This is a genomic window from Campylobacter sp. 2018MI01 (assembly GCF_018501205.1).
Lineage (GTDB): Bacteria > Campylobacterota > Campylobacteria > Campylobacterales > Campylobacteraceae > Campylobacter_E.
Map to the genome: position 1 here is coordinate 1 of NZ_JAHCZE010000036.1, position 16,791 is coordinate 16,791.

Annotated in this window: 15 protein-coding genes; 10 read left to right on the forward strand and 5 right to left on the reverse strand. The window is 26.7% G+C overall.

Annotation, left to right across the window (positions count from 1 at the left end; genetic code table 11):
* Positions 1–167: 167 nt before the first annotated feature.
* From KJQ97_RS06375 to KJQ97_RS06395, 5 genes are all read right to left on the reverse strand, one after another.
* Positions 168–830, reverse strand: a complete 663-nt coding sequence (locus KJQ97_RS06375) for a Type 1 glutamine amidotransferase-like domain-containing protein (RefSeq protein WP_214116644.1) — start codon at positions 828–830, stop codon at positions 168–170.
* Between the two features lie 12 nt (positions 831–842).
* A complete protein-coding gene (locus KJQ97_RS06380) occupies positions 843–2,129 on the reverse strand; it encodes a surface lipoprotein assembly modifier (protein WP_214120306.1) in 1,287 nt (428 codons plus the stop codon).
* Positions 2,126–3,019, reverse strand: coding sequence for a FecR family protein (locus KJQ97_RS06385; RefSeq protein WP_214120307.1), 894 nt, complete (start codon positions 3,017–3,019; stop codon positions 2,126–2,128). The genes KJQ97_RS06380 and KJQ97_RS06385 overlap by 4 nt, the downstream gene beginning before the upstream one ends.
* Before the next feature lie 14 nt (positions 3,020–3,033).
* On the reverse strand, positions 3,034–3,600 hold the full coding sequence (locus tag KJQ97_RS06390) for a FecR family protein (RefSeq protein ID WP_214120308.1): 567 nt from the start codon (positions 3,598–3,600) through the stop codon (positions 3,034–3,036).
* 169 nt (positions 3,601–3,769) lie between these two features.
* Positions 3,770–7,297 (reverse strand): S6 family peptidase, encoded by a 3,528-nt coding sequence (locus KJQ97_RS06395; RefSeq protein WP_214120309.1) that lies wholly within the window; start codon positions 7,295–7,297, stop codon positions 3,770–3,772.
* Between the two features lie 90 nt (positions 7,298–7,387).
* On the opposite strand from KJQ97_RS06395, the gene lpxB reads away from it, so the two are divergent.
* Genes lpxB through pth form a run of 10 tightly spaced genes read left to right on the forward strand, consistent with a single transcriptional unit; the run spans position 7,388 to position 16,779 of the window.
* The gene (lpxB, locus tag KJQ97_RS06400) at positions 7,388–8,443 is read left to right on the forward strand and encodes a lipid-A-disaccharide synthase (protein ID WP_214120310.1); all 1,056 of its coding nucleotides are present in this window, start codon (positions 7,388–7,390) and stop codon (positions 8,441–8,443) included.
* A 4-nt stretch (positions 8,444–8,447) separates the two neighbouring features.
* Complete coding sequence (greA, locus tag KJQ97_RS06405) at positions 8,448–8,927, forward strand: transcription elongation factor GreA (protein WP_250325865.1); 480 nt, start codon at positions 8,448–8,450, stop codon at positions 8,925–8,927.
* The gene (locus KJQ97_RS06410; RefSeq protein ID WP_214120311.1) at positions 8,927–9,655 is read left to right on the forward strand and encodes a UDP-2,3-diacylglucosamine diphosphatase; all 729 of its coding nucleotides are present in this window, start codon (positions 8,927–8,929) and stop codon (positions 9,653–9,655) included. The genes greA and KJQ97_RS06410 overlap by 1 nt, the downstream gene beginning before the upstream one ends.
* Positions 9,656–9,657: 2 nt before the next feature.
* Entirely contained in the window at positions 9,658–10,602 is a 945-nt protein-coding gene (locus tag KJQ97_RS06415) for a chemotaxis protein (protein ID WP_214120312.1), read from the forward strand.
* A gap of 11 nt (positions 10,603–10,613) precedes the next feature.
* Positions 10,614–12,986, forward strand: a complete 2,373-nt coding sequence (locus KJQ97_RS06420; RefSeq protein WP_214120313.1) for a hybrid sensor histidine kinase/response regulator — start codon at positions 10,614–10,616, stop codon at positions 12,984–12,986.
* A 4-nt stretch (positions 12,987–12,990) separates the two neighbouring features.
* Positions 12,991–13,491, forward strand: coding sequence for a chemotaxis protein CheW (locus tag KJQ97_RS06425; RefSeq protein ID WP_214116625.1), 501 nt, complete (start codon positions 12,991–12,993; stop codon positions 13,489–13,491).
* On the forward strand, positions 13,491–14,456 hold the full coding sequence (locus KJQ97_RS06430; protein WP_214120314.1) for a transaldolase: 966 nt from the start codon (positions 13,491–13,493) through the stop codon (positions 14,454–14,456). The genes KJQ97_RS06425 and KJQ97_RS06430 overlap by 1 nt, the downstream gene beginning before the upstream one ends.
* A gap of 9 nt (positions 14,457–14,465) precedes the next feature.
* Entirely contained in the window at positions 14,466–15,650 is a 1,185-nt protein-coding gene (locus KJQ97_RS06435; RefSeq protein ID WP_214116621.1) for a type IV pilus twitching motility protein PilT, read from the forward strand.
* 59 nt (positions 15,651–15,709) lie between these two features.
* Complete coding sequence (locus KJQ97_RS06440; protein WP_214116615.1) at positions 15,710–16,246, forward strand: 50S ribosomal protein L25/general stress protein Ctc; 537 nt, start codon at positions 15,710–15,712, stop codon at positions 16,244–16,246.
* Positions 16,243–16,779 (forward strand): aminoacyl-tRNA hydrolase, encoded by a 537-nt coding sequence (pth, locus tag KJQ97_RS06445; protein ID WP_214116613.1) that lies wholly within the window; start codon positions 16,243–16,245, stop codon positions 16,777–16,779. Before KJQ97_RS06440 ends, pth begins: the two co-directional genes overlap by 4 nt.
* Positions 16,780–16,791 lie beyond the last annotated feature (12 nt).

Here is a 16,791-nt window from a genome sequence, read left to right on the forward strand (position 1 = left end):
GTCTAAAATAGCCTTAGTTTTCATAATTTTAATCATTTTTTTCCTTTATGAAATATTACGAAACTTTTTTTAATAAATGTTGTTAAAAATAGCAAATCGGATAATAAAAATCCTTTTTAGATAAAAATTTAATCCATAATTTAAATTCTTTTGATTAAAAATATGTATTAAAGCTTGATAAAATCACCAATTTTAAAGTATTGCTCATAATATTCAGATAATTTTAAAACCCCTTCATTACCCATTACTAAGGCACTATCATTATGAATTTTAAGGGCAGAACCATATGGCAGAGCAAAAACAGAAGAATTTTGATTTAGCTTAAAATATTCATAAAGCTTCATTGAATATTCCCTATCTTGAGGGATATATTCAGTGATTATTTGGTATTTTAAAATACCTAAAGCTTGCAAATTACTAGGATATAATATAGGTAAATCATTACAAGTTTTAATATCTTCTGATAATACACTAGCCCCAGCACCCCAGCCAGCATAGGTTATAGAATTTTCTATTTTATCTTTTAAAATATCTAATAAATTTAGCTTTTGTAATCTATGTAAAAGAACAAATAAATTACCGCCACTTACTAATATCCCATCGCTATCGTTTAATATATTAATAGGGTCATTGTGTATAGAAACTATTTTTGAGTTTATTTTATTTTTAAGAGTTTTTTCGTATTCATCAAATCCATCAATTACTTGAGCATAAGGAACTAGAGCTATTTGTTTAGTTTTAGCAAAAAAATCATTTAATATACTAGCACACCAATCAAAAGAATCTAAGTTTTTATATCTATCACTGCTTAATAATAAAATATTTCTCATACTATTTTCCTTTTAAAACTCATATCTATAATTAATCATACTTGTATAATTTAAACTATCATAAAAATTATGATTTGAATTTTGCTTATCATAAATCAAAGCGAAACTCAAAGATTGATTATAATCTAATTTATAATCAAAAATACTAGAAATAACTATTTCATTATCTTTTCTTTTTGAATAATAAGATGAATCAACCTTTTTATAAATTGTATGATTATAACCAAAACTTGGCTTAAAACTAACTTTATTTAATATAGGAATAATAGCCCCGATTTTTATACCATAATTTTTAAAATCAGAATTAGCACTAAAACTATCTTTTGCATTTTCTAAATCATAATTTAAATTAAAATAATAAATATTATCATTATATGCAAAAACATTATTAAGACCTAAAGAATGATGGATAAAATTAGAATCTTTATCCATACTATCAGCAAATATTCCTTTAGATAAATCATAAGAAATTAAATATAAATAATTATCATTTACATTATTTTCATAATTAATACCAATATTTAAGCTATGCAAAAACGCAGCTCTTCTAAGTAATATAAAATCATAACTAGCATTTAGAGTAATTTTGTGATTATCCCTTACATAGCTTGGATTAATTGCTAATGTTAATACATTTAAATCAGGGTAATTTTCGCTTTTATTTTTTAAATATTTTTTATTATTTAAACTCGCATAAAGCTCTGCAAAATAATTATTTCCTAAATCTAAATTATAAGCACCATCTATATTAAAATTAAAACTTAAAGAACCACTTGCTTTTTCATTTTTAAAATTTCTAATCTTCTCACCAACAAAATCAGTGAAATTATCATTGCCATAAAGCGGGTTTGTATCATAAGCAAAACCCAAATTAAGCCCTATAAAATAAGGCTTAGCAACTTCTTTTGTAAAATTATCTAAATTATTTAGCATATTATTAATTCTAACTTTTTGAGTAGAACTTAAATCCAAATTATTTAGCATATAATTTAATTCATCTCTCATAAGCTCTGGATTATTATTTTCATAATACAAATTAGCTATTGAAAATCTAGCTTCAATATTGTTTTCATTAATAATTAAAACCCTATCGTAAGCTGCAATTGCTTCTTTTGTATCTTTTAATTTTTCAGCACTTTTTGCTAAAATTAGGTTAAGTTTTTCATCACTACAATCAATCTCACATTGAGCTTTAGCTAATTCTAAAGCTTTTTTATAATTTTTCTTATTAAACTCATCTATATAATTAGCAAAAGCAAGAGAGCTTATTAAAAATGATAAAATAATCTTTTTTATCATTTTTGAACTCCGTAAGTAGAATTTCTTTGCCTATTGTTTTGATAGTCTTTACCATTTAAATATCCCTTATTTGCATAATTTATTTTATTTTGTATGCAATAAGTATTGCCATTACATATTTTAATGATATCTTTAGATATTGAATTAGTATCTAAATCCTTTATTCTTTCATTATTGTATTTATAATTATTTTTATAATCTTGATAATTTTTATTTTGATAGTATTCTTGTTTTGCTTTTATCATTTCTTCTTTAGAATTTAAAAACTCATTAAAACTTTCACTATTTTTATAAGATTGTTTAGTATTTACTTGACTTTCTTTACCTGTATTAATAGTTTCAAATTCCTTAGGCACTATCTTTTCAATCTTAATAACCTTATCATTATCAAATCTTAATTGATTTCCTGCTTGAACTAAAGAAGTTTTATTTCCTACTTTAACATCTATTGCACCTTCTAAACAACCTACTTTATCAACCTTTCCAAGACTTCCAACAAACACGGTTCCTCTAATTCCAATCGTTGCTGTTTTTGCTTGAAATTCAAAATTCTTTCTAGCTATTTTTGAAATATTTCCTGATATTACTTTAAAATGTCCGTTATTTACTTCAAGACTTACTTTTGATTTTTTACCATCAATTACATAATCTTTAATATTTAAAGTTGTATTTTTACCTAGCGTAACTATTGTATTATCTATGAATTTAATTTGTAATTTTGCATTATTTTTTGTGATTATTTTGTCATTTTCTTCTAAAATATCATTTGTTTTTGCAATTCTTTCTTTGTTGTCACTTAAAATTACAACATCTCCTCTTAATGTAACTATTTTTCCAATATTTGCGAAAAGTGAGCTTGCTAAAAACACAATTAAAGCTATTTTGTTCATATTTTCTCCTATTTTTATAATTTGATTACATTAAAACTACTTGGTTTTAATTTTTCTAATTTGATAATTCCTAAATTTTTATAGTGTAATCTCTCTCCTTTTTTTAAATTATATTTTTTACCGCCTACTCCAACTTCAATTTCTCCTGAAATACAATTAACAAAACCATTATTAACATCTCCACTAAATCTAGTTCCACGAATGCCAATGGTCGCTGTATTTGCTTGGAAAGTAAAGTTTTGTCTAGCTAGCTTAGAAATATCTCCACTTACTAAATCATAACTTCCTTTTTTAGCTTTCAAATTCACTTTAGAATTTGCTCCATTAATTAAATATTTATTGATTTGTAAAGTTGAGTTTTTACCTAAAGTAAGAGTAGTATTATCTATAAATTTTATTTGAACTTTTGCATTATTTTTAGTAAGAATAATATCGTTTTCTAATAGCTCATAATTTTTATGATTTACATTAATTGTTGATTGATTTCTTAAAACCTCAACATCTCCTACATAATTTACAATACTTCCAACATTAGCAACTAATGAAATTGAAAAAAACACCAATAAAAGCAAAATACGCATAATAAGTCCTTTTTTAAGATTTAATCAGTGATTTTATGATATTAACTTTAATTATAAATTAAAAATATATTAAATAAAAAATATAATCAAAAGTAAATTTTATTTATAAAATAATAAATTTATAAATAATTCACCACAATAATTTTTATATTATTGTGATGAAAGAAGATTAGAAGTTATATCTATATACTAGGTTAAAGCTATAATCTATGTTTAGATTACCACCGAATGTTTTTTCAAATTCTAAGCCTATATTTGAACGATTATTTAGCTTATAAGAGCTTGATAAATTAACAAATACTCTTGAATCTCTTTTACCATTATTAATGCTTATAGTATCTAAATCTTTTATAGTTTTCTTAGAATTATTTACCAAATCGCTAGCAAGTCCAACGCCTGCTCTAAGTGATAAATCATTTTTATTAAAACCTGTAAAAATAGCTGTTTTTAAATTAAGTGGGATAAAAGAATCTGATTGTAAATATAATTTTTTATCACTGCTTGTTAATTCTTGCTTACTTACATAACCTGTTATTAATTCAATTTGTGGTTCTAAATAAAAATTATTAAAATCTTTTCTATATCCAATCTCAGCACTAGCTAAAAAAGTATAAGAATTATTTGGTTTTAAAGAATTTGTAACTTCGTTTTGATTTTTAACATATAAATTAAAATCATTTTTATAATTTATATATTTTGCTATTACATCAAAATACAATCCATTATCATATATAGTGCTAGAATATGCTCCAAAACCATAACCTTTTATACTGCCATCTAAATTATCACTTAAACTATATTTACTAGCATTAAAAATAAGCCCTGTGTAATTTACATAATTATTGCCTTGATTTAATTTATCAGCTCCTAATTGCATTTCATAAAACTTAGTCTTGTTTGCGTGTTCGTAAGAGCTTTGACCTGTATAAGCTCTAAACCAAATTCCAGCATTTGCATCTGTGTTATTTCTTAATTCTCCCATTCTTTTTTGCAAGTTATTCCATTCTAATACATAGCTAAAAAATACTTGATTTAACGAACTATCAATCATTTGTGTAACTTCTTTATTTTCTTGAACGAAGAAATAATCTTTAACACTAGGCTTATTTAAATCATCGTTAGGTTTAGGTTCTGGTTTAGGTTCTGGCTTTGTTTCTGGCACAATAGGAGTTGTATTTTCAATATCTTCTTTATTTACTTTTACTAAATACCAATTAGCTTTGCCATTTTCATTAACAAACTCAACATTAGGTGTATAAATACTGATATTTTCTTTATAATCAAGTGCTTTTAAATAATCATTATTAATAGTATTATTAGTATTTACAAGACTTGCTAATAAAAACTTATTAGCATTAGCTAAATCAGGTTTAATCATAAAAGTATTTTGCCCACCTAGTGTGCTTATACTTGATATTAGAGTATTGTTTAAACTAAACATAAAATTAGTCTTGCTAGCATTTAAATTAGCTACATTTATATTTGCATCAATATTTGCATTATTTAAGTTTAAAGTAGAATTATTATCTTCTGTGATTATAGAACCACTAAAATTAGAATTATTCATAATGCTAAGAGTTGAATTATTTTTTAATTTCACATTTGCAGTCACTTCAATATCTTTTGCAATTGAATTAAATTCATTAGCAAAAGAAGTAAATACTAAAGAGCTATTTATATGATTTGCATCGTATTTATCAAGATAAATCAAATTCTCTCCTATGCTAAGATTTGATTTATCTAAAGTAATATTATCTGATGTTAAATTGCTATGTTTTAATATTTTAAAGGTTGAATTACTTAGATTTATATTATTTATTTTGCTTGTTCTATTTTCGTATTCATCTTGAGTATTTGTATTAGGAGCAGTATTTACACCTAAAGAATTAGCTAAAGATTGATTTAGAAAATAAGAATGCTCTAAAGGATGACCTTGTAATATCGTAGTTCCACCATTTACACTTAATTCATCAGCTTTTATTTCTCCATCAAATACAAAAGTCTTAGAATTATTCAGTTTTAAATCAATATTATCGCTAATTTGTCCGTGATAAATACCTATATCATTAGTGTTATTTATACTTAGAGTTGATTTTTTAGAATTTGAATTAATAATCTTAGTTCTAAAATCATTTGCTTGAATTTTATCAAAACTTAAATCAACTCCATTTAAATCCAAATATCCACCATTAAAAACTAAATTAGCATTATTAATTTGATTTGCATTAGTTATTTTTAGCCCTGCATTGTTTAGAAGATAAATTGAACTAAACGCTTTATTGCTTGTATTTAAAATCGTTAGCCCTTCGCCACTTCTTAATCCACCTGCACTTTCTTTGCTAATTTCTAGCGTTCCTTTTCCCATTTTATGCAAATTATCATTAGCTGCTGTTTTTGCATTAAAATTAAGTGTCTTACCATCATCTATCACAACTCCACCCAATAAAACTTCTTCGCCATTTAAAGTAGAATTATCTTTAAAATAAAACACACTTGAGCCAAAATTCTCATTCTTATCTAGAGCAATATTTGCAGCTTTACTAAATACTAAATCTTTATTATTTTCATTATATTTATCTTTAATATTTGAATATATATCATTTGAATTATAAGAATTACCACTTAAAGTAGCAGTAAAATCATTCTTAAAATCATTAATTATAAAACTATTTATAAGAGCATATTTTGTATAAGAGCAAGTTGTATTATCATCACCACAATCACTTCTACTAACTACTCCTACCACTAACCATTCTTTTTTCAAGTTATCCCATACATAAATAGCACTTCCACTATCTCCTGGAGCTGAAGTATTTGAAAAATCAAGCCTTACATCTTTATAATAATCCTTTGCACTTAAATGCAAATATCCTGTTTCTATTTTGCTTTTATCTTCATCTACATATAAAATTCCACCGGTTAAAAACTCTGAAGGATTAGCTACTTTTTTAGGAAAAATATTTGTATTAATATTACCAATTTTTTGAATTCCACTACCAGTTCTTGCATATACGCTAAATCTTTCTGGATTATTTAAAATTTCACCTTTTCCTATATTATTATCATCTTTTTCACCGCTTGTTTTAATATATTCTTTATAAGCATCAATATCCCACTTACTAGAACTATTTTTATTAAAATACTTATCTTGATAAATTACGGTTTGGTCGTTTTTTAAATTTTCACTAACATTTGTGTTTTTAAAATAAAATTCTTTATCAATTAGCTTTGCACTTTCATTGATATTTAATTTACTCATTTTAATTACAGCAAAATCTTTTAAGTCATCAACTTGAACTAATTCACTACAAGAGTTATTCCATTTAAGATAATCTTTAAAATTTGTATCACTTGCTACTACTTTTGATTTTACTAAGCCAAATTCATATTCTTTATCTTTTTGTATTAAATCTTTTCTATATGTAGGACTAATCATATGAGCTGCAGTGATTGCAAAAGAGCCACCTATATTAGTAAGTTCACCCATCAAATCTCCTGTAGTATTTGCTGCATTAAAACTTGGCATAGGAACTTTAAAATCAATAGTTTTTCCATAAATATCTGTAACTTCTATATTATTACCTACTTTAAATTTACCTTTATTATTTCCAAAATCTAAATAATCTTGATAAGCAAAATTAGGATTTACAACACCTGCAAATAAATTAACACTAAGTAAAATGGCACTATATTTCATAGTGGCTCCTTATATTAAAATTATGTTTTATAATAATATCAATATACTTTAAATTCTCTTTAAAGAATAATTTTTATTAAAGGAAAAAATATGAAATTATTAAGCATAGCTTTAGAAAATTCTGCAAATTCTCATCTAAAACATATATTAAAAAAATTAGATAATATAGAATTATACGGGATTTATGATATTAATTTAAAAAATGAAATTCCTATTTTAAATTCTAATAATTATTGTGATTTTACAGAATTTAATGCTATGGGTTTTGTGCAGATTTTGCCACTTATTTTAAAAGCAAAAAAAGCTATAAAAGATTTGGTTCAAATAGCACTTAATGACAAAATTGAAAAGATTTTATTAATTGATTCTCCTGCTTTTAATATACCATTTGCAAAAGCCTTAAGAAAAGCAGGTTTTAAAGGCAAAATTATTTATTTTATCTTGCCACAAGTTTGGGCTTGGAAAAAAGGTAGGATTAAGGTAGTTGAGAGTTTATGTGATGAATTAGTTGGGATTTTACCTTTTGAAAATCAGTATTTTAAAAAATCTCATTATTTTGGAAATCCAAGTAATGAAGCATTGAAAGATTATTTTAAAGAAAACTCAAATTCTAAAAAATTAATAGCCTTTTTACCAGGTTCAAGAAAAAGCGAAATCAAATCTTTAATGCCGATTTTTAGGAATTTAAAACAAGATTTTAAAGACTATGAATGCGTAGTTTGTGTGCCAAATTTTTTAAAAGATAGATTAGATTTATATGAAGATTTAAGCGGCTTTACTATCTCATATGATACTAAGGCTACTTTAAAAGAATGCGAGTTTGCTTATATTTGCAGCGGGACTGCAAGTCTTGAAGCAGGGCTTATTGGAAATGCTTTTTGTTTATGTTATAAGGCTAAAATGATTGATTATTTCATAGCAAAAACTTTAGTAAAAATCAAATTTATTGGACTTTGTAATATTATTTTTGATAAGCTTAATTTAGGCGAATTTCATAAAGAATTCATTCAAAATTTAGATAAGACAGAGTTATTAAAAGCATTTGAAAATGCAAATAAAGATGAATTTTTAGAAAAATCAAAAAAATTAAGAGAATTAACTAAAGGTGAAATAGCAAATAATTTAGCAAAATTAATCAAGGAGTAATAATATGGAAATGATGACACAAAAAGGATATGAAAAATTATTTAAAGAATTAGAGCATTTAAAGGTAGTTGAGCGTCCTAATGTGGTAAAAGAAATTGATATTGCAAGGTCTCACGGAGATTTAAAAGAAAACGCTGAATATCACGCAGCAAGAGAAAAACAAAGCTTTTTAGAAGGCAAAATTGCAGAACTTAGCGAAATTTTAGCAAATGCTAAGATAGTAAATCCAGCAGAATTTAATCACGATAAAGTAAGATTTGGTAGCACGGTTTTAATAATGGATTTAAATACAGAAGAAGAAAAAACATTTAGCATAGTAGGAAATAGCGAAAGCGATTTAGAGAAAGGCTATATTAGTATAAACTCACCTATAGCAAAAGCTATGATAGGTAAAGTTGAAGGCGATGAGTTTAATGTAGTATTACCTAAAGGTAAAGCTAGTTATGAAATACTTGAAATTTATTATAAAGAGCTTGATATTTAATGCTTGTATTAAAAGAAGGAGCAATTTTTATAGCCGATGTGCATTATGATAGCACTAGGCTTGATTTTGTAGATTTTATAGATTTTTTAAAAAAGACTAATCCACCACAAGTAATACTTCTAGGAGATATTTTTAATCTTTTAATAGGTGGAATTTCAAGTTGTAAAAACGATAATTTAGATATTATAAAAGCATTAGATGATTTAGCTTTAAAAATAGAAATTATTTATTTTGAAGGAAATCATGATTTTAATTTAACTAATCTTTTTAAAAATGTAAAAATAATTAAAAATCAACCAATTTTAGCAACTTATAATAATAAGATTTTTGCTATATCTCACGGAGATATATTCTTACCAATCATCACTCAAATAGCTTTAAAATTTTTAAGATTTAGCTTTGTAATTTTTATATTACATTTATTAAATATTTTAAGTTTTGATAAAATTTATCAAATGATTTGCAATCAACAAATGGTATTAAAGCTATATAAAAAATTAGATTTTTTTAAAAAATTAATGGAATTTAGAATTAAAAAATATAAAAGTTTTTTTATAAAAAAAGGCGTAAATATTGATTATATAATAGAAGGGCACTTTCATCAAGGAGATGAGTATTGCTTAGAAAATATAAAATACAAGAATTTAGAAGCTTTTGCAAATGACCGAAGTTTTTTTATACTAGAATATGGCTTTATAAAAAAATATAACTTACCCAGAAAGGAGTAAATATGGCAGAAGATAAAGTCTTAAAGGCTGATTCTAATGAAATGGAACTTGTAGATTTTCGTATCTATAAACAAGGACAACATAAAGTCTATGAAGGAATTTATGGAGTTAATGTTGCTAAAGTTAAAGAAATCATAAAAATACCTGCACTTACAGAATTACCAGGTGTTCCTGAATATATTGAAGGAGTATTTGATTTAAGAGGAGTTGTAATTCCTGTAATAAATTTAGCTAAATGGATGAATATAATTGAGCCAAAAGATATGGTATTAAAACCTAGAATTATTATTGCTGAATTTTCAAATATTATGATAGGTTTTATAGTTCATGAAGCAAAAAGAATTAGAAGAATTAATGCAAGTGATATTAGAGGTTCTGATTTTTCAACAAATACAGGCGGATTTGATAAAAGTCAAATAACAGGAATTGCTAAGATTGAAAATGATGAAGTTTTATTAATCTTAGACCTTGAAAGAATTGTTGAAGAGCTTGGAATTTACTCTCCAAAAATTGATATAGAAGAAAAAGAAATCAAAAAAATGACAGGAACAGCAGTTGTATTAGATGATAGCTCAACTGCTAGAAAATTAGTTCGCGATGCACTTGATAAAATGGGCTTTAAAGTAATTGAAGCAAAAGATGGTGTAGATGGACTTAATAAAATGAATGAACTTTATGAAGCATACAAAGGTGATATTGCTAATCAAGTAAAAGTTATTATTAGTGATGTTGAAATGCCACAAATGGACGGATTTCACTTCGCTTCAAGAGTTAGAGAAGATATTAGATTTAAAGGTATTCCAATTATCTTCAACTCATCTTTAAGTAATGAATTTTCAACTCTTAAGAGTAAAGATGTAGGTGGAGATGCCTTTTTAACCAAATTTGATGCTAATGTATTTTACAAAGAAGTATCAAGAGTAATTGAATCATATATTAAAAAGTAAGGAGCGTAGATATGGAAGATATGCAAGAGATATTAGAAGACTTCTTAGTAGAAGCTTTTGAATTAATTGAACAAATAGATCACGATTTAGTTGAGCTTGAGAGTAATCCTGAAGATTTAGAATTGCTAAACCGCATTTTCCGTGTTGCTCACACTGTTAAAGGAAGTTCAAGCTTTTTAAACTTTGATGTTTTAACAAAACTAACTCATCATATGGAAGATGTTTTAAACAAAGCTCGTCACGGAGAATTGCTAATAACTCCTGATATTATGGATGTTGTGCTTGAATCAATTGATATGATGAAAGACTTATTACATTGTATTAAAGATAATGGCAATGATACAGCAATAAATATGGATATTAGCTCAATTTGTAGCCGTCTAACTGCAATTAGCGAAGGTAAAATTTTAAGCGAAGTTAAAGCTGAGCCAAAAAGTTTAGATGAGAAAATTGAAGAATTAATTGAAAAAGATTCAAATAGTAATGAAGAAGAAGTAGATGTAAATTCTTTAAGTGCTGATGAAGTAGAAGCTGAAATTGAAAGATTATTAAAACAAAGAAAAGCTGAAGATAAAGCAAGAAGAGAAGAGAAAAAACAACAAGAAGCAGTGGTAGAAACTAAAAAAGTTGAAAAAGTAGTTGAAACACCTATTGAAAAACCAGTAGAAAAAATCTCTGAAAGAGCTAGTGAAAAACAAGATACAAAAGAAGCTAGAAATGCAAAACAAGCACCTGTAGCTGCTGATAAAGGCAATTCATCAAATATGGAGCAAACTATTAGGGTTGAAGTAAAAAGACTTGATAACCTAATGAACTTAATAGGCGAACTTGTATTGGGTAAAAATAGACTTTTAAAAATCTATGATGATGTTGAAGAAAGATATGAAGGCGAAAAATTCATAGAAGAATTAAATCAAGTTGTAAATCAATTAAGCGTAGTAACAACTGATATTCAATTAGCTGTAATGAAAACAAGAATGCAACCAATTGCAAAAGTATTTAACAAATTCCCAAGGGTTGTTAGAGATTTAAGCCGTGATTTAGGAAAACAAATTGAGCTTGAACTTGAAGGTGAAGAAACAGAACTTGATAAATCAATCGTAGAAGAAATAGGCGATCCTATTATGCATATGATTAGAAATTCTTGCGATCACGGAGTTGAATCAGCAGAAGATAGAATAGCAGCAGGCAAACCAGAAAGAGGAACGGTTCAGCTAAAAGCATACAATGAAGGAAATCACATAGTAATTGAAATAGCTGATGATGGTAAAGGACTTAATGCTGAAGTATTAAAAACTAAAGGTATTGAAAAAGGAATTATTAGCGAAAGAGAAGCTGATAATATGAGCGATAAAGAAGCTTATGGTCTTATATTTAAACCAGGATTTTCAACTGCTAAACAAGTAACAAATGTAAGTGGTCGTGGTGTTGGAATGGATGTTGTTAAAACAAACATTGATAAGCTAAATGGTATTATTGAAGTAGATAGCGAATTAGGAAAAGGAACGGTTATAAAACTAAAAATCCCATTAACACTAGCTATCATTCAATCACTACTTGTAAAAACTCAAGAAGAATTCTATGCAATTCCACTTGCTAGTGTTCTTGAAACGGTAAGAGTTGCTATTGATGATATTTATACAATTGAAGGTAAAAATGTTTTAAGACTTAGAGATGAAGTTTTATCACTTGTAAGACTTAGTGATTTATTTGGAGTAAAACAAGTACTTGAAAATAGCGAACAAGCTTATGTAGTTGTTGTTGGTGCAGCAGCTTCTAAACTTGGAATTATAGTAGATACTTTAATAGGTCAAGAAGAAGTTGTAATTAAATCTATGGGATATTATTTACAAAATATCACAGGAATTGCAGGCTCAACCATTCGTGGAGATGGTAATGTTACATTAATAGTTGATGTTGGTGCAATGATGGATATGGCAAAAGATGTTAAAGTAGATATTAAAGCAAGTAGCGAAAGTGGTGCTAAAGTTTCAAAAGAAAAACCAAGTGATTATGTAGTTTTAGCTGTTGATGATTCTCAAATTGATAGAGGAATTATGAAAAAAGCATTAGAACCACTTGGAATTAAAGTAATTGAAGCAAGCAATGGTGTAGAAGCTTTAAATATAGTAAAAAGCGGCGAGCATTCAATAGATGGAATGCTAATTGATATTGAAATGCCAAGAATGGATGGTTACACACTAGCAGCAGAAATTAGAAAATATGCAAAATATAGAAATCTACCACTAATTGCTGTTACAAGTAGAACTAGCAAGAGTGATAGATTAAGAGGCGTAGAAGTAGGAATGACTGAGTATATTACAAAGCCTTATTCTTATGAATATTTAGAAAATGTAGTAAGAAAGAATTTAAAATTAGGATAATGTAATGGAAAGATTAAATCAAGTTTTAAATAGACAACAAGAACAAGTTAAAGGTGCTTCTGGTAGAGATGTAAAAGAAGAACAAATTAGACAATTAGTAGGATTTATGATTGATGAAGAAGAGTATGCAATTCCAATTCTAAGCATACAAGAAATCATAAAACCTATTGAATACACTAGAGTTCCTAGCGTTCCTGATTATGTATTAGGAGTATTCAATATGCGTGGTAATGTAATTCCATTAATTGACCTTGCAAAGCGTTTTGGCTTGGGTAGTTCAAAACATACTCAACATACAAGATATATAGTTTTAAAAGGTGAAGAAGGAAATATCGGTTTTGTTATTGATAAATTAACAGAAGCTATCAAAATTAAAGAAAGTAATATTGACCAACCACCTGAAACTTTACTTAAAGAAAAAGGTATGATTGATGGAATTGGCAAACAAGAAAATAGTATTTTAACTATATTAAAAGTTGAAGCTTTAATGAAAAGGGATTTTTAATGAGTGGATATAGCATTTGGTGTGATTTTATTGAAAATAGTTTTTTAGATAATGAATTTTTACAAATGCTAGCTAGTGGCACTATAAATGGTGCTACTAGTAATCCTAGTATATTTAAAAATGCAATTACTACTTCAGCATATTATAAAGAAAGAATTAAGCAATTAAGTATAAAAAATAAAGAAGAATTATTTTTAACTCTAGCTTTAGAAGACATTAAAAAAGCAGCTATTAAAATGAGCTATTTATATGCAAAAGATAACAATAATGGTTTTATTAGTTTTGAAATAAATCCACTAAATAGCAATAATGCAGGTCTTAGTATTGCAGAAGGTTTAAAGATTGCTAATTTGATAAATATGCCAAATTTAATGATAAAAGTGCCGGCAACTAATGCAGGATATGAAGTTATGAATACATTGGCAAGTTATGGAATTAGCATAAATGCTACACTGATTTTTTCTTACGAACAAGCAAAAAAATGTAATGATGCAATAGCACAAGGTATGAAAAAATATAAAGCAAAAAATCCTAATGGAATAATTAATAAAGGTGTAGTTAGTATTTTTGTAAGCAGAGTTGATAGCTTATTAAATAATAGATTTAGCGTTAAAAACCAAATAGGAATTCAAAACGCAATTTATTCAGCATCTAAAGTAGATAGTGAAAATATAAGAGCTTTATTTGCAAGTACAGGAACAAAAAGTAATGATTTAAGTAAAGATTATTATTTAAAAGAACTAGAATTTAATAACACTATAAATACAGCTCCAATTAATGCTATAAATGCCTATAAACCTAGTAAAACTATAAAGAATTTAAATCAAGAAATAATTTCAAATTCAAAAGATTTTATATTCTCAACTATAAACGAAATTGAGTATAATGCCGCTTGCAAAAAACTTTTAGAAGATGGATTAATCCAATTTGAAAAAGCATATATAGATATTTTAGAAAGTCTTTAAAGGTTATTAATGGAAATAGATTTAGAAAATATTCGTTGGGAATTAAGAGATAATTTAGATGGTTGGTTAAATACCTTAATTGAAGTTGGTGGAAGTGATTTACACCTTAGCTCAAACCTAAATCCAAAAGGTAGAGTAAATGGAGAAATTAGCGAAATAGCACCTGATATTATATCAAGAGAAGATATGTTAGATTTATGTAAAGCCCTAACAAGGGGAGATTTTACAAGATTTGTAGATAATAAAAATATAGACTTCTCTTATGAGCCTAAAAATAAAGATAAATTTAAATACAAAGGCTCTTTTCGTGTGAATTTATTTTTTACAATGAATGGACCTAGTGCTGTTTTTAGAACAATCCCTGATACTATGCCAAGTTTTGAAGCATTAAAACTGCCAGAAGTTATTAAAGATATAACAACAACAGAAACAAGAGGATTAATATTAGTTACAGGACCAACTGGTAGTGGTAAAACAACTACACTTGCTTCAATCATTGAATATATTAATCAAAACTACCATAGACATATTATCACTATTGAAGACCCAATTGAATTTAAATATAAACCTGCAAAATCAATAGTAAATCAAAGAGCTATAGGACAAGATGCTTTAAGCTTTCAAGATGCACTAAGAGCAGCTTTAAGGGAAGACCCTGATATTATTCTAGTAGGTGAGATGAGAGATTTAGAAACCATTGAAGTAGCAATGCACGCAGCAGAAACAGGACACTTAGTTTTAAGCACACTTCACACAATTAATGCACAAGAAACATTAAATAGGGTTTTAGGAATGTTCCCTAAAGAAGAGCAAAACAGAATTAGAAGTTCATTTTCTGGAGTATTAAAGGCTGTTATTTCTCAAAGATTATGTAAAACCACAGATGGAAAAAGAACAGCTGCTATTGAAGTTTTAAGAGGAAATGAGCGTATAAAAAGACTTATTTTAGAAGGTAGAGAAAACTCAATAGGTGATGTATTAAAAGAAGGCACAATGAAAATGCAAAGTTTTGACCAACATTTGCTAATGCTATATAAATCAGGAAGAATTACAGAAGAAGAAGCGTATGATAAAGCAAGTAATGCAAATGACTTGAAAGTATTAATTGATGGTTATAAATTTGGAGAAGCTAAAAAATCATCATCTAATGTAAGCACTGGTTTTCAATTTAAACTTGCTTCTCAAGAAGAATAATATTTTTATTAAACTTTTTATAGTATTATTCACACTTATTTTTTTTGAAAGGACATTTTATGTTAGAAGGACAAATTAGACAGAGTATTGGTAGAAAGTCAGCTAAAGCTGCTAGACAAGATGGTATGCTAATTGCTAATATCTATGGCAAAGGCGTTGAAAATATCCATGCGGTATTTAAAACAAACGAATTTATTAAAGAAGTTCGTAAAAAAGACGGATTAATTTTCCCTGTTAGTGTTGATGGTAAAACTTATGAAGTTGTAATTGTTGATTATCAACACCATCCAGTAACTAGCGAAATTAAGCACGTTGATTTAAAAATAGCACTAAAAGGTGTTGAGAGCTTTTATATGGTTCCAGTAAAAGTTGTAGGAACTGCAAAAGGTCTTAAAAATAAAGGTGTATTAATTCAATCAAAACGCCGCTTAAAAGTAAAATGTAAAGCAGAAAATTTACCTAATTTCTTTGAATTAGATGTAACTGATTTAGATGTTGGTGATGCTTTATTAGTAAGAGATATTAAAGTTGCTGATAATGTAAAAATTATTGACGCTGGTCGTGTAGCTGTTGTTGGAGTTGAAAAAGCTAGATGATTTTAGTAGTAGGCTTAGGAAATCCTGGCGAGAAATATGCAAATACTCGCCACAACCTAGGCTTTATGTTAATTGATAAATTACTTAACTCTTCTTACACTAAACAAAGTTTAAACTGTAATGGAGAACTTTATAAAAAACAAAATATATTACTACTCAAACCACTAACCTATATGAATAATTCAGGGGAAAGTGTAAAGAAAGTCGTAGATTTTTATAAACCAGAAAGAATAATTGTATGCCACGATGAAATGGATATAAATTTTTCTAAGCTAAAAATTAAAAAAGGTGGTAGTTCTGGTGGTCATAATGGATTAAAATCCATAGATAACTTTATAGGTAATGATTATGAAAGAATTAGATTAGGGATTGGAAAACCTGATTTAAAATATGAAGTTATTAATTATGTTCTTGACAATTTTAATGAAAATGAAAAAAAAGAATTAGAAAATTTCTTAAATTATTCAAAAGACGCTTTAGAATATCTTTTGGACAATGATATATTAAAAACTCAAAATAAATTTCATAATTAAACACTTTCAAAT

Coding starts and splice junctions, on each gene's coding strand:
- KJQ97_RS06375 (WP_214116644.1), bottom strand. CDS start 830: ATGAGAAATATTTTATTATTAAGCAGTGATAGATATAAAAACTTAGAT.
- KJQ97_RS06380 (WP_214120306.1), bottom strand. CDS start 2,129: ATGATAAAAAAGATTATTTTATCATTTTTAATAAGCTCTCTTGCTTTT.
- KJQ97_RS06385 (WP_214120307.1), bottom strand. CDS start 3,019: ATGAACAAAATAGCTTTAATTGTGTTTTTAGCAAGCTCACTTTTCGCA.
- KJQ97_RS06390 (WP_214120308.1), bottom strand. CDS start 3,600: ATGCGTATTTTGCTTTTATTGGTGTTTTTTTCAATTTCATTAGTTGCT.
- KJQ97_RS06395 (WP_214120309.1), bottom strand. CDS start 7,297: ATGAAATATAGTGCCATTTTACTTAGTGTTAATTTATTTGCAGGTGTT.
- lpxB (WP_214120310.1), top strand. CDS start 7,388: ATGAAATTATTAAGCATAGCTTTAGAAAATTCTGCAAATTCTCATCTA.
- greA (WP_250325865.1), top strand. CDS start 8,448: ATGGAAATGATGACACAAAAAGGATATGAAAAATTATTTAAAGAATTA.
- KJQ97_RS06410 (WP_214120311.1), top strand. CDS start 8,927: ATGCTTGTATTAAAAGAAGGAGCAATTTTTATAGCCGATGTGCATTAT.
- KJQ97_RS06415 (WP_214120312.1), top strand. CDS start 9,658: ATGGCAGAAGATAAAGTCTTAAAGGCTGATTCTAATGAAATGGAACTT.
- KJQ97_RS06420 (WP_214120313.1), top strand. CDS start 10,614: ATGGAAGATATGCAAGAGATATTAGAAGACTTCTTAGTAGAAGCTTTT.
- KJQ97_RS06425 (WP_214116625.1), top strand. CDS start 12,991: ATGGAAAGATTAAATCAAGTTTTAAATAGACAACAAGAACAAGTTAAA.
- KJQ97_RS06430 (WP_214120314.1), top strand. CDS start 13,491: ATGAGTGGATATAGCATTTGGTGTGATTTTATTGAAAATAGTTTTTTA.
- KJQ97_RS06435 (WP_214116621.1), top strand. CDS start 14,466: ATGGAAATAGATTTAGAAAATATTCGTTGGGAATTAAGAGATAATTTA.
- KJQ97_RS06440 (WP_214116615.1), top strand. CDS start 15,710: ATGTTAGAAGGACAAATTAGACAGAGTATTGGTAGAAAGTCAGCTAAA.
- pth (WP_214116613.1), top strand. CDS start 16,243: ATGATTTTAGTAGTAGGCTTAGGAAATCCTGGCGAGAAATATGCAAAT.